Origin of the sequence: Paenirhizobium naphthalenivorans (assembly GCF_007992095.1) — a bacterium.
Lineage (GTDB): Bacteria > Pseudomonadota > Alphaproteobacteria > Rhizobiales > Rhizobiaceae > Allorhizobium > Allorhizobium naphthalenivorans.
In genome coordinates this window covers 37,606-57,513 of record NZ_BJZP01000023.1, presented here as the reverse complement: position 1 = coordinate 57,513, position 19,908 = coordinate 37,606, and the positions used below count along the sequence as shown (strand labels likewise).

The 19,908-nt window shown below is 58.7% G+C and carries 17 protein-coding genes; 11 read left to right on the top strand and 6 right to left on the bottom strand.

The annotated features are described in order from the left end of the window. Positions 1 to 36: 36 nt before the first annotated feature. Positions 37 to 954 carry a nucleotidyl transferase AbiEii/AbiGii toxin family protein gene (locus RNA01_RS18360; RefSeq protein ID WP_147181628.1) on the bottom strand — a complete coding sequence of 306 codons (918 nt, stop codon included), beginning with the start codon at positions 952 to 954 and terminating at the stop codon, positions 37 to 39. Further along, the gene (locus tag RNA01_RS18355) at positions 944 to 1,789 is read right to left on the bottom strand and encodes a type IV toxin-antitoxin system AbiEi family antitoxin domain-containing protein (RefSeq protein WP_147181627.1); all 846 of its coding nucleotides are present in this window, start codon (positions 1,787 to 1,789) and stop codon (positions 944 to 946) included. Before RNA01_RS18355 ends, RNA01_RS18360 begins: the two co-directional genes overlap by 11 nt. 542 nt (positions 1,790 to 2,331) lie before the next feature. Between RNA01_RS18355 and RNA01_RS18350 the strand changes: the two genes are divergently transcribed. The 4 genes from RNA01_RS18350 to RNA01_RS18335 all read left to right on the top strand — a co-directional run bounded on the left by RNA01_RS18350 (position 2,332) and on the right by RNA01_RS18335 (position 9,535). Next, on the top strand, positions 2,332 to 2,511 hold the full coding sequence (locus RNA01_RS18350) for a hypothetical protein (RefSeq protein ID WP_113552888.1): 180 nt from the start codon (positions 2,332 to 2,334) through the stop codon (positions 2,509 to 2,511). 174 nt (positions 2,512 to 2,685) lie between these two features. Further along, a complete protein-coding gene (locus RNA01_RS18345; protein WP_147181626.1) occupies positions 2,686 to 3,621 on the top strand; it encodes a DUF3991 and toprim domain-containing protein in 936 nt (311 codons plus the stop codon). Positions 3,622 to 3,750: 129 nt separating this feature from the next. Continuing rightward, positions 3,751 to 4,356, top strand: coding sequence for a DUF1419 domain-containing protein (locus RNA01_RS18340; protein ID WP_147181625.1), 606 nt, complete (start codon positions 3,751 to 3,753; stop codon positions 4,354 to 4,356). Positions 4,357 to 4,453: 97 nt separating this feature from the next. Next, positions 4,454 to 9,535 (top strand): helicase-like domain-containing protein, encoded by a 5,082-nt coding sequence (locus RNA01_RS18335; RefSeq protein ID WP_147181624.1) that lies wholly within the window; start codon positions 4,454 to 4,456, stop codon positions 9,533 to 9,535. Positions 9,536 to 9,745: 210 nt separating this feature from the next. Here the strand turns inward: RNA01_RS18335 and RNA01_RS18330 are convergent, their stop codons facing one another. The 3 genes from RNA01_RS18330 to ligD all read right to left on the bottom strand — a co-directional run bounded on the left by RNA01_RS18330 (position 9,746) and on the right by ligD (position 11,775). Next, a complete protein-coding gene (locus RNA01_RS18330; protein ID WP_147181623.1) occupies positions 9,746 to 10,123 on the bottom strand; it encodes an XRE family transcriptional regulator in 378 nt (125 codons plus the stop codon). Continuing rightward, a complete protein-coding gene (locus tag RNA01_RS18325) occupies positions 10,116 to 10,487 on the bottom strand; it encodes a type II toxin-antitoxin system RelE/ParE family toxin (protein WP_147181622.1) in 372 nt (123 codons plus the stop codon). The genes RNA01_RS18330 and RNA01_RS18325 overlap by 8 nt, the downstream gene beginning before the upstream one ends. A gap of 241 nt (positions 10,488 to 10,728) precedes the next feature. Then, positions 10,729 to 11,775 (bottom strand): non-homologous end-joining DNA ligase, encoded by a 1,047-nt coding sequence (gene ligD / locus RNA01_RS18320; protein WP_147181621.1) that lies wholly within the window; start codon positions 11,773 to 11,775, stop codon positions 10,729 to 10,731. Between the two features lie 316 nt (positions 11,776 to 12,091). Between ligD and RNA01_RS18315 the strand changes: the two genes are divergently transcribed. Next, on the top strand, positions 12,092 to 12,409 hold the full coding sequence (locus RNA01_RS18315; RefSeq protein WP_235916758.1) for a ParB N-terminal domain-containing protein: 318 nt from the start codon (positions 12,092 to 12,094) through the stop codon (positions 12,407 to 12,409). A 47-nt stretch (positions 12,410 to 12,456) separates the two neighbouring features. Here RNA01_RS18315 and RNA01_RS18310 read toward each other — a convergent pair whose 3' ends face one another. After that, positions 12,457 to 13,158, bottom strand: a complete 702-nt coding sequence (locus tag RNA01_RS18310; RefSeq protein ID WP_147181620.1) for an IS6 family transposase — start codon at positions 13,156 to 13,158, stop codon at positions 12,457 to 12,459. Positions 13,159 to 13,202: 44 nt separating this feature from the next. Here RNA01_RS18310 and RNA01_RS18305 point away from each other — a divergent pair, with 44 nt between their 5' ends. Genes RNA01_RS18305 through RNA01_RS18280 form a run of 6 tightly spaced genes read left to right on the top strand, consistent with a single transcriptional unit; the run spans position 13,203 to position 19,889 of the window. Next, complete coding sequence (locus RNA01_RS18305; protein WP_147181641.1) at positions 13,203 to 14,057, top strand: branched-chain amino acid ABC transporter permease; 855 nt, start codon at positions 13,203 to 13,205, stop codon at positions 14,055 to 14,057. 7 nt (positions 14,058 to 14,064) lie between these two features. Further along, on the top strand, positions 14,065 to 15,048 hold the full coding sequence (locus RNA01_RS18300) for a branched-chain amino acid ABC transporter permease (protein ID WP_082186308.1): 984 nt from the start codon (positions 14,065 to 14,067) through the stop codon (positions 15,046 to 15,048). 24 nt (positions 15,049 to 15,072) lie between these two features. Further along, complete coding sequence (locus tag RNA01_RS18295; protein ID WP_046802312.1) at positions 15,073 to 16,506, top strand: aldehyde dehydrogenase family protein; 1,434 nt, start codon at positions 15,073 to 15,075, stop codon at positions 16,504 to 16,506. Positions 16,507 to 16,518: 12 nt separating this feature from the next. Next, positions 16,519 to 17,265, top strand: a complete 747-nt coding sequence (locus tag RNA01_RS18290; RefSeq protein WP_082186144.1) for an electron transfer flavoprotein subunit beta/FixA family protein — start codon at positions 16,519 to 16,521, stop codon at positions 17,263 to 17,265. Positions 17,266 to 17,289: 24 nt separating this feature from the next. After that, the gene (locus tag RNA01_RS18285) at positions 17,290 to 18,228 is read left to right on the top strand and encodes an electron transfer flavoprotein subunit alpha/FixB family protein (protein ID WP_062654024.1); all 939 of its coding nucleotides are present in this window, start codon (positions 17,290 to 17,292) and stop codon (positions 18,226 to 18,228) included. Beyond that, positions 18,225 to 19,889, top strand: coding sequence for an electron transfer flavoprotein-ubiquinone oxidoreductase (locus RNA01_RS18280; RefSeq protein ID WP_082186145.1), 1,665 nt, complete (start codon positions 18,225 to 18,227; stop codon positions 19,887 to 19,889). Before RNA01_RS18285 ends, RNA01_RS18280 begins: the two co-directional genes overlap by 4 nt. Positions 19,890 to 19,908 lie beyond the last annotated feature (19 nt).

Genomic DNA, 19,908 nt, shown 5'->3' with positions numbered 1-19,908 from the left:
GAGCCTGCAGGTGGCGCGATATCGCATGCCGTGGGCTCAAGCAAACATATTCTCAATCTCCCCACGCTGCATGGCGTGTTTATCGGGGTTCTGCTGCTTCAGCTTTGCTAGATTGAGCAACTTCCACCGTACTGCCGGTAGTGCCGCTGCCTGCGGCAACCCGATGGCGTCGAAATCCGGCTCGGTATCATGGAGTGTAAGCAGAAACCGCATCGCTTTATCATCGAGGCGGGCTCGAAGGTCATCTGTCAGCTGGGCCCGTGCGTCTTTCAGTTCGATCAGGCTGACGGGCTCAATGGTCATGCCTTCGAATTCTTTCACGAAGGCATCTTCGAGTTTAGATAATGACGGCTTGATCAGCTCATGCGGCGGGCGGCCGGAGCTTGCGACGTAGATGAGGAAGGTCCGAAACAACGCATCGGTGAGCCCTTCATTATCGTAAAGCAGCTTCACGTCGAAAAGATCGCGCGGGTGCTGACGGTCCACGGCGGCATGAAGCTTGCCACCAAAGAGATCCTCGAATGACACGACCTGCATTTCAGCAAAGCCAAATGCCTCGGCCACTCCATCCGTTACCGCCCGTAGTTCCGGAGGATGTACTGTTCCACGCGAGACCGGCGAGGTCTCGATCTTGATTTCGGTGGTGCCCTGCCGGACGAGCACCCGCGTGTCATTGTTGCCGCCACCGGCGATACGCTGGACTTCGACGCCGCGCAGATTTTTCAGCAGGTCGTCGCGAATGCGGTCAAGCGCGGCGTCGATACCGCTGAGCGTCGTGTCGCGATCCTGGATGGGAAGGTAGGTGAGGTCGATATCGACCGACAAGCGAGGCATATCCCTGTAGAACAGATTGATGGCCGTTCCCCCCTTGAGGGCGAAGACATCCTGCCGAGCGATGTAGGGCAACGTCCGAACAAGCAGCTCGACCTGCCGCATATAGCGATCACGCGCCATCCATACTCTCCTTTGGCAACAGGTCTGCAGGGACCGTTACGCGATAAATCGGGTGAAGCCTGCCGCCTGGGGCAAGTGCCCGATCGCCGCGTCCCATATCGATCTCCGATCTGTCTATATGCTTCAGCCACGCATGCGCGTGCTTGTCGGCATAGACGAAAAAAAGGCGCTTAACCTTTACGCTGCGGCACTGGCTCAACAGCGTCGTCAACATTTTCGGGCGCAGATTGACCATTCCCTCAAACACCATGTCGATGTTGTGAAAGCTCTCGTTCTTCGGAAGTTCATCGAGAATCTCCAGTATAGCCCGCTCTGCAGACGACATTTTGATGGGCCAGCGCCACGGGCTCATCGCCAGTTCCTCATCTGGACTATCGGAGAGGCTGAATTCGCTGTCCTCGACGCCGTTGTTCTCGTCGAGGAACAGTCCATGACCTCGTCGGACGAACCTGGCATCGGTTGTCAATGTCATAAGCCAGTCAGGAATATCGGAGCCATAGAGGTACACGCGTGTATCACCGCCAAGCTGCACGTAGTGAGAATGGCCCCGCAATCCAAGCGCGGTCAGACCTCCGACATGAAATGCATGTCCCATGATCCATTGCGCGGATAACAAGGGAATCTTCCAGCCCGTGGCGGCTTCCGACGTTTCTCTTGCCGAAAATGGGCGTCGGTAGACGCCTGTCGCGATCCGCTGGAGCCAGCCCTGCTTGATATACGCCGATACGGATTGGCGTGAAATCGCATGACGTGCCGTCCAGGCCGCATCGACGATGAAGCCCGGTGGGACTGATTGGATCAGGTACTTTAGCTTCGGCGTTGTCTGTTCATCCATAATGGACATTATGGCCAGAGTTCAAAGTAAATATCAAGATGACTTTAAAAACTATTGAATTTGTCAACTTGTAATTGACAAAAATCGATAGTGTCAAAGTCCCGTGTCGGTCCAATATGACAGCGCCCTGTTCGTCGGGTTTTAACCCTCCACGCCAAGGGTTCAACCTGCGCGCCGTCGCACTGATGCGATCGATGATCACCTGGCCGACAAAGCGAACGCTGTTCCTGTGCCGAAGTCTCCCATTGGAAGACAAAGCCGTTCCTTATTTTCACGTCATTCCGGTTGATGGCAGTCCGGATGATCTGGACGAAGGTCAGTGCGGCGAGATCGAATACCAATCTGCTCCAACCATTGGCGTTGCCAACCCAGCTCTCTTGTCTGGCATCCCTAATCCAATCCCGACCTTGGACGGTCAACCCACAAGGGGTTCGCAGTTCCTGCGACCTCTCTGTCTGCGCCGCCGAGGTGACCGCGGCCGGGTCCGGATCAAACGGACGCCATCGAGCGGGGATTGGCCCCGCCACCGGATGGAGCCTCACATGTCGGATCTCAGCCTCGCACAAAACCACGCATTCGATCTTGCCCGGACCCTAATGGTCCCGGTCACCCTCTTCGAAATCGATGGCGAGATCGGCGTCATGCCTTCCGCCGAGTATGACGGCGATGAAGACGCCATCATCAACGAATATGACCCCTTTGCCTATGGATCGGCTCATTGAGCCGATCACCCCTTCGACGGGAAGGCGTGCCGCTTGCGCTGATGCGCGCGCAAGGGAGGCTTCGCCGCGAGCTTGTCCGGCAGATCTGCACATTGCGAACCGCGCCCTTGCACGCTTCCATCTTCGCGGCCTGGGCGCTGCCAGTCCGAAAAGTCAGAAAGCAGAGGAAGCGAAATGAATAAGAATGACATTGAGGAACTGCGAGCCCGGGTGGGCTGCGCAGCCGTCCTTGACCATGAGGGCTTCGCGATAGACCGGAAAGAGAGCACACGCCGGGCGGTCAAATTCCGGCGCGACGACGACATCGTCATTGTGATCCACGATGACAGGGGATGGTTCGACGCCCGATCCGAAGCCAAGGGCGACGTTTTCGCGCTCGCAAGCTATCTCCACGGGATCGGCTTTGCCGAGGCCTTGGCGGTGGTCGGCGATCTCGTCGCGTTTCAGCCCACCGCACCGACCTGGGAGAAGCCTCTCCGTCAAACACAAACGATGGCTTCGATCGCTGACCGCTGGAACCACAGGAAAGGGCCGTGGCGCGCATCGGCGACATGGAACTACCTTCGAGAGGGCCGGGCGTTGCCATGGCAGGTTATCTCCGTGGCAATCGAAGCGGATTTGTTGAGGGAAGGGCCTTACGGCTCTATGTGGGCAAAGCATGTCGATGAGGCGGGCACCGTCATCGGCTGGGAGGAGCGCGGTCCGGACTGGCGCGGGTTTTCCACTGGAGGGGCCAAGGCGCTGTTCCGTTTCGGCAGTGACACAGCACGTCGGATTTGTGTGACGGAGGCGGCGATCGATGCGCTCAGCCTGACCGCAATCGAGCAGACACGATCCGACACACTTTATGTCAGTACAGGCGGCGGCTGGTCGCCGCTGACCGCGCAGGCGTTGGAAAACTTAGCGGCGGGGGAGGGCGCGTGGCTTGTGGCCGCAACCGACAACAATGTTCAGGGTGAGGTTTTTGCCGATCGTCTGCGCCAGATGGCAGATCGCGCTGCTTGCGATTTCTCGCGGCTACGGCCGGAAGCTGAGGATTGGAATGAGGAATTGAAGGAGAGGAGGGAGAGAGGAGAGCTGCCGCATACGCGGACAGCGCATCAAGGGTGAAGCTGCCGCCCGCCTGACGGCGGCCCTTGACCCGCTGCCCGCGAAGCGCCGGCTGAGGAGGGGTGATCAAAGGACTGAACAGAGAGGTCGATCAGGCTTCGCTTCAGTCGCAACCCCAAGGAGCCGCAGATGTTTAATCCTCCCACCATCCGCAAAGTATTCGAAGGCGTCGCCACCCGCCACGAGATGTACGCCCTGTTCAACCGCCACAGCCAGTCGCCATTCGACGATGACCGTATTTCCGGCAGGCGCTATGTCGGCGAATGGTTCGAAATCACAGAAGCGGACCACGATCATATGTTCGAGATCTTGCCGCCGCTTTTCTATCGCGGGGACATGTTCGCCATGCGCGAGTTTCTGGCCGCCAGCGTCACCAGCGTGTTCTTTGCGCTGACGATCGACGATCGCTCCCGCTGGTTTCACGGCTATTGCGACCTGGGCGATCGCCAGTCGCCCGCCCGGATGCGCGCCGAGATCATCGCCCGCGAATCCCGCCCGGTGCGCGCCATGAACCGACAGGAAAAGCTCGATCATATTTGGAGTGCGACAGGTCCGGATTTCCGCGGCTATGCCGACAAGCGCTTTCCAGCCGATCTGCGCAATCGCCAGATCGTGCTCGTTTACCCCTCTGCTGAAGGCAAGATCTGGAAACTGCTCGACGATCTGACCGACGAGGAGATCGCTGCCAAGCTGCCTGTACAATTCCGTCTTTTGCCGGAAACCATCGCTGCCTGACGGCAGCCTTCACTTCCAAACCTCCACCATCCGCAGCCTGGCAACACCGCTTCTTCCCGCGAGTGTGCCTCGGCGCGCCCACTCACAGGAGTTTCCAATGGCGCATAGTGATCCTTTCACCATCGACCTGTTCGGCAATACAGCTCTCGCATCCGGTTTCGATCTCTGCCTGCCGGGTTTCGCAGCAGAGTTCGGGGCCGATATCGACCCGCCGCCGTCGACGCCGGCGCTGACCGCACATGTTCGCAAAGAACCAAAGTCCAAAGCGCAGACGCGGGCGAAGGTCGATTTTCGGCTGGAGGGTTCTCGCGGTCTCGCAAAATCGTGGCGCGACCGGGCACGAGACAATATTGCCGCCATCCTGCTGGCCAACGAGATCGAGCGTCAGGGCCTGCCGGCTCGTCCTGACCAGCAGGCCAGATTGATCAAGTTCACCGGCTTCGGCGCGTCGGACCTGGCCAACGGCATATTCCGGCGTCCGGGCGACGAGGCATTTCGCAAAGGCTGGGAGGAGCTCGGCGGCAATCTGGAAAGCGCCGTCGCGGCAGGGGACTACGCATCTCTGGCGCGCTGCACCCAATATGCCCACTTCACGCCGGAGTTTATCGTTCGTGCCATCTGGTCGGGCCTGGTCCGCATGGGGTTCGATGGTGGACGGATCCTGGAGCCGGGTATCGGCACGGGCATGTTTCCGGCGCTGATGCCGGATGCTCTCTCCAAGGTAAGCCATGTCACCGGTATCGAGCTTGATCCGGTCACCGCCCGCATTGTCCGCCTGCTGCAACCACGGGCCAGGATCATGTCAGGCGATTTCGCCCGGACGGAGTTGCCGGCGCATTTCGATCTGGCGATCGGCAACCCGCCGTTTTCCGACCGAACGGTGAAGAGTGACCCGGCCTTCCGCTCTCTCGGCTTGCGGCTGCATGACTATTTCATCACCAAGTCCATCCACCGGCTGAAGCCTGGCGGGCTTGCCGCCTTTGCGACGTCGTCCGGCACCATGGACAAGGCCGACGCCCGTGCCCGCGACCACATCGCCGGCATGGCCGATCTTGTCGGAGCAATCCGCCTGCCCGAGGGCAGTTTTCGTGCAGACGCGGGCACGGATGTTGTCGTTGATATCCTCTTCTTCCGGAAGCGCCGCGCCGACGAGCAGGTTGGAGACGACAGATGGGTCGATCTCGCGGATGTAAAGGTGGAAGGTGAGGGCGACAGCGTCCGTATCAACAGGTGGTTCGCCGATCATCCCGAGATGGTGCTGGGACGCCATGCGATTACGACAGGTCCCTTCGGCGAAACATACACATGCCTCCCGATTGGTGATGATCTTGAAACGAACCTGAACGCCGCAATCAGTCAGCTCCCGGCCGGGGTCTATGACGGTGAGGCTTCCACAATCGACTTCGCCCTTGAGGATGAAGTCGCGGAAGCCATGACAGAGCGCCCGGATGATCCCAAGGTTCGCGAAGGCAGCTATTTCATCGGCAAGGCCACGGCGCTGATGCAGGTGGTGGACGGGCTCGCTGTTCCGGTCGAAGTCAGGAAAGGCCGCAGCACCGACGGCATCTTCGCCAAGCACGCCCTGATCATCCGAAAGCTCATCCCGATCCGCGATGCGGTCCGGCTCATCCTCAAGCTTCAGGAGCGCGACCAGCCCTGGCAAAAGGCGCAGGTCGCGCTGCGCATCGCCTGGTCGAGTTTCGTGCGCGAATTCGGCCCGATCAACTTCACCTCCGTTTCGACATCGGAGGATCCGGAAACCGGTGAGGTCAGGGAGGTCCATCGCCGGCCAAATATCGCGCCTTTCCTCGACGATCCCGATTGCTGGCTGGTGGCCTCGATCGAGGACTACGATCTCGAGACCAACACCGCCAAGCCCGGGCCGATCTTTACCGAACGCGTCATCGCTCCGCCTCCGGCACCTATCATTACTTCGGCGCTTGATTCGCTCGCCGTGGTGCTCAACGAGCGCGGCCATGTCGATCTCGATCATGTCGCCGAGCTGCTGCACCTCCACGTTGAGGATGTTATCAGCGAGCTGGCGGACGCAATCTTCCGCGATCCGTCCAATGGCTCCTGGCAGATGTCAGATGCCTATTTGTCCGGCGCAGTCCGCTCGAAACTGGTAACTGCACGCGCCGCCGCGGACCTAGATCCGGCCTTTCAGCGCAACGTCGCAGCGCTGGAGCGCGTCCAGCCCGCCGATCTCAGGCCCTCGGATATCACCGCACGCCTCGGTGCGCCCTGGATCCCGTCCGGTGACGTCGTGGCCTTCGTCAAACAGACGATGGACGCCGACATCTCCATCCACCACCTGCCGGAACTGGCGACCTGGACGGTCAATGCCCGTCAACTCGAATGGTCGGCTGCTGGCACGACGGAATGGGGCACGCACCGCCGCCATGCCGGCCAGCTTCTCTCCGACGCCCTGAACTCGTCTGTCCCGCAGATCTTCGACACCGTCCGCGACGGCGAGACCGAGCGACGAGTGCTGAACACGGTGGAGACGGAAGCCGCCAAGGAAAAGCTCGCCAAGATCAAGACCGCTTTCCAATCCTGGATCTGGTCGGATCCAGATCGCACCGACCGGCTGGCGCGCGTCTATAACGACACCTTCAACAATATCGCGCCGCGATCTTTCAACGGTGATCACCTGCAACTCCCCGGCGCCTCAGGCGCCTTTTCTCTTTATAGGCATCAGAAACGCGGCATCTGGCGGGTTATTTCGGCAGGCGCCACCTATCTCGCCCATGCCGTCGGTGCCGGAAAGACGCTGACCATGGCGGCTGCGATCATCGAGCAGCGCCGGCTCGGGCTGATTTCGAAGGCCATGCTGGTCGTGCCCGGCCATTGCCTCGCCCAGGCGGCGCGTGAATTCCTGGCGCTTTATCCGAATGCCCGCATCCTGGTCGCCGACGAGACGAATTTCGTCAAGGACAAGCGCCAACGCTTCCTGTCGCGGGCAGCGACCGCCAACTGGGACGCCATCATCATCACCCATTCGGCGTTCCGATTTATATCGGTGCCCTCGGCCTTTGAAGCGCAGATGATCCAGGATGAGCTCGAGCTCTACGAGGACCTGCTGGTCAAGGTCGATAGCCAGGATCGGCTGTCGCGCAAGCGCATCGAGCGCATGAAAGAGGGCCACAAGGAACGGCTCGAAGCGCTGGCAACGCGCAAGGACGACCTGCTGACCGTCTCGGAGCTCGGGATCGACCAGATCATCGTCGACGAGGCGCAGGAATTTCGAAAGCTGTCCTTTGCCACCAATATGTCGACGCTGCGCGGTGTGGATCCGAACGGCTCGCAGCGGGCCTGGGACCTGTTCGTCAAATCCCGCTTCATCGAGACGAAAAACCCCGGCAGGGCGCTGGTGCTGGCGTCGGGCACGCCGATCACCAACACGCTCGGCGAAATGTTCTCCGTGCAGCGGATGATGGATCCGGCAGCATTGTCGGAACGTGGTCTGCATGAGTTCGATGCCTGGGCCTCGACCTTCGGCGATACCTCGACCGAACTCGAACTGCAGCCGTCGGGCAAATACAAGCCGGTCACCCGCTTCAGCCAGTTCGTCAATGTGCCGGAACTGATCGCCATGTTCCGGTCGTTTGCCGACGTTGTGCTGTCAGCGGATCTCAGGACCTATGTGAAGGTGCCCGACGTCTCCGGCGGCAAGCGCCAGATCGTTACCGCCGAGCCGACGGCCGCTTTCAAGTCCTACCAGAAACAGCTGGACGCTCGGATCAAGGCGATCGAGATGCGCGATGGCCCGGCCAAGCCCGGCGACGACATCCTGCTGTCGGTCATAACCGACGGCCGCCATGCGGCGATCGATCTGCGGCTGGTCGATCAGGCGATGGGCAACGAGACCGCCAACAAGCTGAACGCGCTGGTCACGAACACCCACCGGATCTGGCAGGAAACCGGAGAGGCGGAGTATCGTCGCAAGGACGGCAAGCCGTTCGAACGGCCGGGCGCCGGCCAGTTGATCTTCTCCGATCTCGGCACGATCAATGTCGAGGCGACGCGGGGCTTTTCCGCCTATCGCTGGATGCGCGATGAACTCGTGCGGCTTGGCGTGCCGGCCTCTGAGATTGCCTTCATGCAGGACTACAAGAAGTCGGACGCCAAGCAGCGGCTGTTTAACAACTTCAATGCCGGAAAGGTGCGCGTGCTGATCGGCTCGTCGGAAACCATGGGCACCGGCGTCAATGTCCAGGCTCGTTTGAAAGCCCTGCATCACCTTGATGTGCCATGGCTGCCATCGCAGATCGAGCAGCGCGAGGGCCGCATCATCCGCCAGGGCAACCAGCACGATGAGGTCGACGTCTTCGCCTACGCAACGCTCGGCAGTCTCGACGCCACCATGTGGCAGAACAATGAGCGCAAGGCTCGTTTCATCGCCGCCGCCCTGTCAGGCGACACCAGCGTTCGACGGCTTGAGGATATGGGCGAGGGGCAGGCCAACCAGTTTGCCATGGCCAAGGCCATCGCGTCCGGCGACGAGCGGCTGATGCAGAAGGCGGGACTGGAGGCCGAGATTGCCCGTCTCGACCGACTGCGGGCCGCCCATATCGACGATCAGCACGCGATCCGCCGACAGATCCGTGACGCCGAACGGGACATCGAGCTTTCCAGCCGCCGGATCGAGGATGTGGGCAAGGACATAGAGCGGCTGGTCCCGACAACTGGCGACGCCTTTGTCATGCAAGTCGGTGAAGACACATTCGACGAGCGCAAACTCGCTGGCCGCGCGCTGATGAAAGAGATTCTGACGCTGGTTCAGCTTCAGGAGGAGAAAGAGGTGATCATCGCCACGATCGGCGGCTTCGATCTTGCCTATCATGGCGAGAGGTTTGGCAAGGATGGTTATCGCTATGACACCCTGCTCCAACGCACAGGTGGAGACTACGAGATCGATTTGGCCGTCACCACCACGCCGATCGGCGCGATCTCGCGGCTCGAACATGCGCTTGGCGGGTTTGAACAGGAACGCGAGAACCATCGCAATAGGCTCGTCGATGCGAAACGACGTCTCGCCTCCTATACGCCGCGTTTGGGAGAGAGCTTCTCATTCGAAGCCGAGCTCGAACTCAAACTGAGCCATCTGGACGAGATCGAAAGGGATCTTGCGGCAACCGCCGATGAAACAGAGGAGGATCGCCAGGAAGCCGCATAGAAAACGGCATATTCACCGTCACTTGAAACGGGGTCGGACCATACACATCTATCGGTCATCACCCGTTTCGATGGTTTCCTGCAGTGGCGATTGCCGCGCGTTTGAAACTGTCCGGGTCGGAAAGGGCGCTCCCCGAAAGGGTCGAGCGCCCTTTCGGTTTCAAGTGCGTGGGCACTTTTTGCCATTGGACCTCAATTCTTTAGCCGCCAGTCAGGCAGCAGAGCGCTGTTTTTTGGCACGAGATCTTGCCGGGTTTTTTGTGACAGGCCCTGCATCATCATCGAACAAGGAGGACAGGACGACCGGATGCCTATCCGGGAAACGGGCGACAAGTTCCAGGGTGCCGCCCATGGCCCCGACATAACTGCGCAACGTGGACAGAAGCAGATCGCTTCGCTTTTCCAGACGCGAAATATTTTCCTGTTTTACACCGAGCGTTTCGGCCATACGGACCTGGGTGAGGTCGCGCGCCTTGCGCAGATCCTGCAGCGTCCGGTATTCCTCAAGCCGCTCATTACCCAGCTGTTCGAGCCGTTCGCGACGTTTCGCAGGAAGGCCCTGAAGGACGTCATCCAATGATCTAGCCATTCTTTTTCTCCTTCATTGCGTCGAGGTGCTGTGTCAATCGCTGATCAGCTTTTGCGATCAGCACTTTGTAGAACCGCGTCTGGCTACGGCCCGATTTATTGCCTGCGACCAGAAGGATTGCCCGGCGCTCGGGATCGAACGCGTAAGCCAGTCGCCAGACACCGTCTGCAGCCTTGAACCGCAATTCCTTCATATTCGCGTGTGCCGATCCCTTGAGCGTATCGGCGTATGGACGACCCAGCTGCGGACCATAAGCTTTCAGAAGCGGCAGTGCCGCGAAGATTTCGTCCTGGACTTCCTCAGGCAGCGCCGAAAATTCCGGGTCGAACTCGTCGTGGAGCAGAACTGCCCATTCCTTTGTCATAATATGATCTCAGAGTTATATGCTGTCAAGGTTATACCCGCGGTTAGTTGTGAGGTCCAGCCTCATACCCCAACTGCCGCGAACATCCAATCCTGCAGGTATCATCACACCTTTGTCCCAATAGGCCGCATGACCACCAGTCCCGTGTCGGGTGAGATATTCAGCGTCCGACACCTGCTTCTACGCTTCGAATTTGTGGTTGTGCACAAGTCTGCTGCGACACGGACGCTCCGAGCTGATGCTAATCCGCGAGTTTGTAGATCGCCGCGTTGTCCTGCAGCTTCCGCAGGCCCTTGTACGAGCCATGTCGCAATTTGCCGTCGTCGGTCCAGGCGCGGTATTCGATCTCGGCAATCAGTGTCGGTTGAACGAAGACGACCCCCTTCTTGTCGACCGCAATCGGAGCACGCCTGGTCTTCAGCGTGTCCAGCATCCGGCGCAGTTCCATTGCCTCTTTCTCTTTGAAGCCAGTCCCGACCGACCCGACATAGACGAACGCAGCACCCTGGTAGGCCGCGAGCAGCAGGCTGCCGATCCCGCCGCGTGCCGCGGTGGATGGTTCGTATCCGACAATCACGAAACTGTCGCTCTGGATGCATTTGATCTTCAGCCAGTCGCCCAGGCGACCCGAGCGGTAGGTGCTGTCGCGGTGCTTGGCGATGATGCCTTCCAGACCGTGTTCGCGCGCGGCCGCCAGAAGTGTCGCGCCATCGGCTTCGAGCACCTCGGAGACGCGGATCGCTCCTTTGCTTTCGCCAATCAGGTGTTCCAGCAGGTGACGACGTCCAGAAAGCTCCATCTTCGTCAGGTCATGGCCATCGAAATACAACAGGTCGAATGCGTAGAGGATAGCATCGCCCAACGCTTGTCTGCCCCCGCGCCCGCCCAGTGAACGCTGCAGCGCCACAAAATCCGAACGCCTCTCTGGATCAAGGACGACGGCTTCCCCATCGAGAATGGCGGTCCCGACGCCAAGCTTGCGCGCAGCGGCGGCGATTGCCGGAAACCTATCGGTCCAGTCATGACCGCCACGTGTGATGATCCGCACCGAGTTCGGCTCAATGTGAACAGCCACACGATAGCCGTCCCATTTGATCTCATAGATCCAGTCCGGTCCCGGTGGCGGTTTTGCTTTCAAGAGCGCCAGGCACGGTTCGATGCGATCGGGCATCGGGTCGAAGGGAAGCTGCGGCTGCGCTGGGTCGCGTGGTTTGCGCGGTCGCGAGCGGATCGGAGCGTCCGTCTCCCGCAAAAGCGGCTGGGATTTTTTGCGCGGCGGCTTTGTCATGGCCAGAGTTCAGCAGCAATTGCTTAAAATCGTATGACATCGTCGGGGAATGGAGAAGGGGAGGAAAAGATGGGGGGAAAAGGAGACGGAAACCGGTTCGCAAGGACGGTCCAACGGCTGACGGTTCCCTCAATCGCGTCGGTCGCCGAGACCGGGCCAGCGTGCTTCGCAAGGCAGGTGTGCCTCGCTTGCGCGCAAGCCAGGTCTGCTCCGGCGCAATTGCAGCCGCCGTCCCGCCCTGCGGTTCGGGAAATGTCTTCGAAAAGAAGATGAGGCAAGGACAGTCCGTCCGCCCGAAGCTCAAGAGGTAATTCCCATGCAGTTGACTACAGCCGATCCGCGCAGCCTGAAGGACAATCCTGACCGGTCCCGTCATTCGAAATCATCACCCCAGTCCGACGCGCTGTTGTGCGCATCGATCAGGGCCATCGGCGTCGTTCAGCCACCGATCGTCAAACTCGATCCGGAGGGCGGCAACAGCTATATCATCGTCTTCGGACATCGCCGCGCCGCCCAGGCTATCGCCGCGGATCTCTTGGAAATTCCGCTGCTGCTGGCCGATCCCTCCGACGATCTGGGTGCCATGCAGTCGTTTGCGGAAAACATCGCCCGCGAGCCGTTAAAGGCGTCGTAAACTTAACGGCAACGAGGGCAAACCATGGCGCCGGTCGAGTTCGTCGGTCATGCTCGGGCGATTTTCGCCCACAGGTTCATCGCCGCTGAACGCAATTCGCGATAATGGTTGGAAGGGATGTCGTGGCGCGGGATGTGGAATAGGTTGGCGATCGGGTCATGGATAGAGACGAAACGTTGTAGATGTCGCTGTGACTTGAAGCGCTTCATGATCCGTTCTCGCCGCCGGACTGGCTGGTGAGAATTCTCCGCCCGATTATTCAACCCTTTGTGGGAGCGATGCTCGACACCCGGCATGATCTCCCGCTTCGCCGCGGCGTAGGATCGCAGCTTGTCTGTGATCATCACCCGCGGCGATCGTCCCTGGCCCTTCAAGAGCTTGCGCATCAGGCGCTTGGCGGCCTTGGCATTTCGGCGGCTTTGCACCAGCACCTCCAGAACAAATCCGTCCTGGTCAACGGCGCGCCACAGCCAGTGCTTCTTGCCTCGAATCGAAATGACGACCTCATCGAGGTGCCACTTGTCTCCAAGCTGGCCGGATGAGCGACGACGGATGTCTTTGGCGAAATGCCGGCCGAACTTCTCCGCCCACAGCCGGACCGTCTGATGCGAGACAATGATCCCACGGGCAGCCAGCAAGTCCTCAACCATCCGCAGGCTAAGAGGGAAACGGAAATACAGCCAAACGGCGTGGGCAATGATTTCAGCCGGAAAGCGATGGCGGCGATAGAGTGGATCACGGTCTGTCATCGCCCGTCATCGCACATCGAATTCCACATTCCGTTAAGTTGACGATGCCCGGGCAACTGTTACTTGGTCTGATTAACGGGGCCTTCTACGCGACTTTGAGCCTTGGTTTGGCAATCATATTTGGATTGCTAAACATCATCAACTTTGCCCATGGCGCACAATACATGATGGGTGCGTTCATGGCGTGGCTGTTGTTGAATTATCTTGGGATTGGCTACTGGCCGTCCCTGATCATAGCGCCGTTGATCGTAGCTGTTCTGGGCATGATTATTGAGCGGTTGTTGCTCTCAAGACTTTACAAACTGGATCACCTTTACGGTCTCCTTCTCACGTTTGGTCTCGCATTGATAATAGAGGGCCTGTTCAGAAACGCATACGGCGTGTCGGGCTTGTCATATCAAGTTCCCGCAATGTTGAGTGGGGGCGTAAATCTCGGTTTTATATACCTGCCGTACTACCGCGGTTGGATAGTTGTCGCCTCATTGTTGGTATGTATCGCGACGTGGCTCGTGATCGAGAAGACCAGACTTGGGTCGTTCCTTCGCGCGGCTACTGAAAACCCGGAGCTCGTGCAGGCGTTCGGTATCAATGTACCGTTGATCATAACGCTCACCTACGGTCTTGGAGTGGCGTTGGCTGCTTTCGCAGGTGTGTTGGCCGCACCTGTATATGCCGTAAATCCCAACATGGGCGCGAACCTGATTATCGTTGTATTCGCGGTGGTGGTTATCGGTGGAATGGGGTCGATTTTCGGCGCGATTATTACTGGCTTGAGCCTGGGAATTATCGAAGGTCTTACCAAGGTTTTCTATCCCGAAGCTGCATCTACGGTGATCTTTGTGATCATGGCTATTGTCCTGATGATCAAACCATCAGGTTTGTTTGGCAGGAGCGTTTGAGATGGCTATGAACATCATTTCACAGGAAAATGCAGGCTCTAAAAATTGGCTTCAAACGAGCTCATCCACGCTTATCAAGTTTGGAATACTACTCGTTCTGCTCTTGATGGCACCGCTTGTCGTATATCCAATATTCGCGATGAAGATCCTATGCTTCGCATTGTTCGCAGCGGCATTTAACCTTCTCCTCGGCTACGGAGGACTCTTGTCCTTCGGCCATGCCGCCTTTTTCGGATCGGCGAGCTATATCACCGCATATTCTGCAAAGGTTTGGGGGATGTCTCCCGAAGTTTCAATCCTCATCGGCGCAATAGCGGCGGGGGGGCTGGGCCTAGTCTTTGGTAGCTTGGCTATCCGCCGACAGGGCATCTACTTCGCGATGGTTACCCTCGCCCTAGCGCAAATGGTTTACTTTGTCGCTCTACAGGCTCCGTTCACCGGAGGAGAAGACGGTATCCAGGCTATACCCCGCGGAGCGCTCTTCGGCATCGTTGATCTAAGCAGTGACGCATCGATGTACGCCCTGGTAGCAACGATATTTTTCGGTTCTCTACTCGTCATCCATAGGATCGTGAATTCGCCGTTTGGACGAGTGCTGCATGCAGTCCGTGAAAACGAGGCACGCGCGATCTCGATGGGGTACGAGGTGCAGAAGCATAAGCTAACTCTGTTCGTCCTTTCGGCAGTTCTGTCCGGCTTGGCGGGGGGAATGAAGGCGATCGTCTTCCAGTTGGCTTCTTTGACCGATGTTTTCTGGACTATGTCCGGCGAGGTGGTGCTCATGACGCTGATAGGCGGAGTCGCGACATTCTTTGGACCACTGGTCGGAGCGGCTCTTATTGTCGCACTTCAAAATTATTTAGCCGACTTTGGAAGCTGGGTGACGATCACCCAAGGTGCCATCTTCGTCGCCTGCGTGCTTCTGTTTCGCAAGGGTATTGTCGGATTGGCTATCGAACGGTGGACGAAGCGCTCTTCCACAGCGTCTTAACTTTCAGTCATATCGGAGAATATCGTGACTTTTTTCCAGAACTTAGTCGGTGGCGCATGGGTCGGCAACGAAGCGTCCAAAAACGTGAACCCATCCGATATCAATGACGTAGTTGGCGAGTTTGCTCGCGGCTCCGCCGAGGACACCCGGGATGCTATAGCTGCGGCGAAGGCTGCCTTTCCGGCATGGTCTCGTTCCGGCATTCTAGAGCGCCACGCGATCCTTCGAAAGACATCAGATGAGATCCTCTCGCGAAAGGACGAGCTCGGCCGCCTGCTTTCGCGCGAGGAAGGCAAGACCCTGGCGGAAGGAATTGGCGAAACAGTGCGGGCCAGCCAGATATTTGATTTCTTCGCGGGTGAATGCTTGCGGCTTGCGGGGGAGGTGCTTCCCTCGGTGCGCCCGGGCGTCGGAGTGGAAGTCACGCGCGAGCCGATTGGGGTCGTCGGAATAATCACGCCCTGGAACTTTCCGATCGCAATCCCTGCATGGAAAATTGCTCCGGCGCTCTGCTACGGCAACACCGTTGTCTTGAAACCAGCCGACCTCGTACCAGGCTGCTCTTGGGCCATAGTCGACATTCTGATGCGGGCCGGGTTGCCTGAAGGCGTTTTGAACCTTGTTATGGGGCGTGGGTCAGTGGTGGGGCAGGCCATGCTCGACAGCTCAGATGTGGATGCATTGAGTTTTACCGGATCTACCGCGACGGGTAAGCGTGTGGCGCTCGCTTCTATTGAGCATAACCGAAAGTTTCAGCTTGAGATGGGCGGGAAGAATCCCTTCGTTGTGCTCGACGATGCAGATCTCGATGTTGCGGTGGAGGCTACCGTCAATTCGGCGTTCTTTTCCACCGGTCAGCGGTGCACAGCCTCGTCTCGCATCATCGTGACGGAAGGCATCCATGATCGCTTTGTCGCTGCCGTCTGCGAGCGACTGAAGAGGGTGGTTGTGGGTGATGCGCTAAATACAGGAACTCATATCGGCCCTGTTGTCGATGAGAACCAGCTTAAACAAGACACTGATTACATCGAGATCGGCAAGGCAGAAGGGGCGAAGCTTGCTTTCGGTGGCGAGCTACTGAAACGAGAAACGCCTGGCTTCTACCTATCACCAGCCCTTTTCACAGAAGCGACGAATGAGATGCGCATCTCGCGCGAAGAAATCTTTGGGCCTGTGGCCGCAGTTATCCGCGTCAAGGATTACGAGGAAGCACTCGCAGTAGCTAACGACACGTCCTTCGGACTGTCCTCGGGCATCGCGACCAAGAGCCTTAAGCATGCGATGCATTTCAAGCGAAATGCGGAAGCAGGCATGGTCATGGTGAATTTGCCGACAGCTGGCGTAGACTTCCATGTTCCGTTCGGCGGTCGCAAGGGATCGTCTTTTGGTCCCCGCGAGCAAGGCCGTCACGCCGCCGAGTTCTACACAACGGTGAAGACCGCCTACACGCTGGCCTGAGGAGAACCCACTATGAAAGTATTGGTCGCAGTTAAACGAGTTGTCGACTACAACGTGAAAATCCGCGTGAAAGCAGATGGCACGGGCGTTGAACTTGCCAACGTGAAAATGTCGATGAACCCGTTCGACGAAATCTCCGTCGAAGAGGCTCTTCGCCTGAAGGAGGCTGGCAAGGCCGAAGAAGTGGTTGTTGTGTCGATTGGTCCGGCCAAGGCGGAAGAAACGTTGCGTACGGCGCTCGCCATGGGTGCTGACCGCGCCATCTTGATTGAAACCGATGAAACGGTTGAGCCGCTGGCGGTTGCCAAGCTGTTGAAGGGCGTGGTTGACGCTGAAACGCCGGATCTGGTGATCCTCGGCAAGCAGGCAATCGATGACGACAGCAACCAGACCGGCCAGATGCTGGCAGCATTGCTCGGCTGGGGTCAGGGCACCTTTGCCTCCAAGGTCGAGATCGCGGACGGTTCCGTTGCGGTCACCCGCGAAGTCGATGGCGGTCTGCAGACCGTTTCCCTGAAACTGCCTGCCATCGTCACCACCGACCTTCGTTTGAACGAGCCACGTTACGCGTCGCTGCCAAACATCATGAAGGCCAAGAAGAAGCCGCTGGACAAGAAGACCCCGGCTGATCTCGGTGTTGATATTGCACCGCGCCTCAAGGTTTTGAAGACCGAAGAACCGGCTGGCCGCAAGGCTGGCGTCAAGGTTGGCTCGGTCGCAGAGCTGGTATCGAAACTCAAGGCCGACGGCGTATTGTAAGAGACGGATAAGGGAGATTTTATTATGGCCATTCTTCTTCTGGCAGAACACGACAACGCAACCCTTTCCGACCAGACAGCAAAGACGCTGACCGCAGCTGCCAAGATCGGCGGAGACGTGCATGTGCTGGTGGCTGGTTCCGGTGCCAAGGCTGCAGCCGATGAAGCAGCAAAGCTTTCCGGCGTTGCCAAGGTACTTCTTGCTGATGACGCATCCTACGCAAACCAGCTGGCAGAACCGCTTGCTGCATTGATCGTATCGCTGAGCGGTTCCTACGATGTCATCATCGCACCTGCGACGGCATCGGCCAAGAATGTTGCGCCACGCGTTGCAGCCCTGCTCGACGTTGCACAGGTTTCGGAAATCACCGAAGTGGTGTCCGCTGACACCTTCAAGCGTCCGATCTATGCTGGCAACGCCATCCAGACCGTACAGGCAACTGACGCCAAGAAGGTCGTCACCGTGCGTACGGCCTCGTTCGCTGCGGCTGCTGCCGGTGGTTCTGCTGCCGTTGAAGCGGTTGCTGCTGCTGCCAACCCGGGCGTTTCGTCCTTCGTATCGGATGCGCTGGCATCGTCTGACCGTCCTGAACTGACATCTGCCAAGATCATCATTTCCGGTGGCCGTGCACTCGGTTCGTCGGAAAAGTTCAAGGAAGTTCTTCTGCCGGTTGCTGACAAGCTGGGCGCTGCCGTTGGTGCATCGCGTGCGGCTGTTGACGCCGGTTACGCACCAAACGACTGGCAGGTTGGCCAGACCGGCAAGGTGGTTGCACCGCAGCTTTATATTGCCGCTGGCATTTCCGGTGCCATCCAGCACCTGGCCGGCATGAAGGACAGTAAGGTCATCGTGGCCATCAACAAGGACGAAGAAGCACCGATCTTCCAGGTTGCTGACTACGGCCTGGTCGGGGACTTGTTTGACATTTTGCCCAAGCTAGAACAGGCGGTCACAGCCTCATGACAGATCAAGCTGTCCGCTTTCCTGAACGCGAGTCGATGGAATTCGACGTTGTGATTGTGGGTGCCGGTCCTGCGGGTTTGTCAGCGGCGATCCGGCTGAAGCAGATCAATCCTGAGCTTTCAGTTGTCGTTCTGGAAAAGGGCGGCGAGGTCGGCGCGCATATCCTGTCGGGTGCGGTGGTCGATCCTGTCGGTATCGATCGCCTGCTGCCCGGCTGGCGTGAGGAAGAAGGCCATCCCTTCAAGACTGAAGTCAAGGACGACCAGTTCCTGTTTTTAGGCCCTGCCGGCTCGATCCGCCTGCCGAACTTCGCCATGCCGCCCTTGATGAACAATCACGGCAATTATATCGTCTCGCTCGGCAATGTCTGCCGCTGGCTGGCGGGCCACGCAGAAGCACTTGGCGTCGAGATCTATCCGGGCTTTGCCGCCAGTGAAGTGCTTTATAATGATGAGGGTGCCGTCATCGGTGTCGCCACCGGCGACATGGGCATCGAGAAAAACGGCGAGCCCGGCCCGAACTATACACGCGGCATGGAACTGCTTGGTAAGTACGTGCTGATCGGTGAAGGCGTGCGCGGGTCGCTGGCCAAGCAGCTGATTGCCAAGTTCAACCTGTCGAAAGACTCGGATGTCCAGAAGTTCGGCATTGGCCTGAAGGAACTCTGGCAGGTGAAGCCGGAGAACCACAAGCCGGGTCTGGTGCAGCACTCCTTCGGCTGGCCGCTGGGCATGAAGACCGGTGGCGGCTCGTTCCTCTATCATCTGGAGGACAATCTGGTGGCCGTCGGTTTCGTGGTGCACCTGAACTACAAGAACCCCTATCTGTTTCCGTTCGAGGAATTCCAGCGCTACAAGACGCATCCGGCGATTGCGCCAACCTTCGAAGGCGGCAAGCGCTTGTCCTATGGCGCCCGCGCCATCACCGAAGGCGGGTATCAGTCCGTGCCGAAACTGACCTTCCCGGGCGGTGCGCTGATCGGCTGTTCGGCCGGTCTGGTCAATGTGCCGCGCATCAAGGGCAGCCACAATGCGGTTCTGTCCGGCATGCTGGCGGCAGACAAGATCGCCGAGGCGATTGCCAGCGGCCGCGCCAATGACGAGGTGATCGAGATCGAAAACGAATGGCGCGCCAGCGATATCGGCAAGGATCTGAAGCGCGTTCGCAACGTCAAGCCGCTGTGGTCGCGGTTCGGCACGGCAATCGGCGTCGGGCTTGGTGCTCTGGATATGTGGATCAACCAGATATTCGGCACATCACCCATCACGCTGAAACACGGCAAGACGGATGCTGAGAGCCTTGAGCCTGCGGCAAAACACAAAGAGATCGATTATCCGCGCCCGGATGGTGTTCTGACCTTCGACCGCCTGTCATCGGTGTTCCTGTCGGGCACCAACCATGAGGAAGACCAGCCGGTGCATCTTCATGTCAGGGACATGGATCTGCAGAAGCGCTGCGAGCATGATGTCTATGCCGGCCCGTCGACACGTTACTGTCCGGCCGGGGTTTACGAGTGGGTGGAGAAGGACGGTCAGGACGTCTTCATCATCAACGCGCAGAACTGCGTGCACTGTAAGACCTGCGACATCAAGGACCCCAACCAGAACATCAACTGGGTGCCGCCACAAGGCGGCGAAGGGCCGGTCTACGCCAATATGTGAACCCTAAAAACGAGATGGT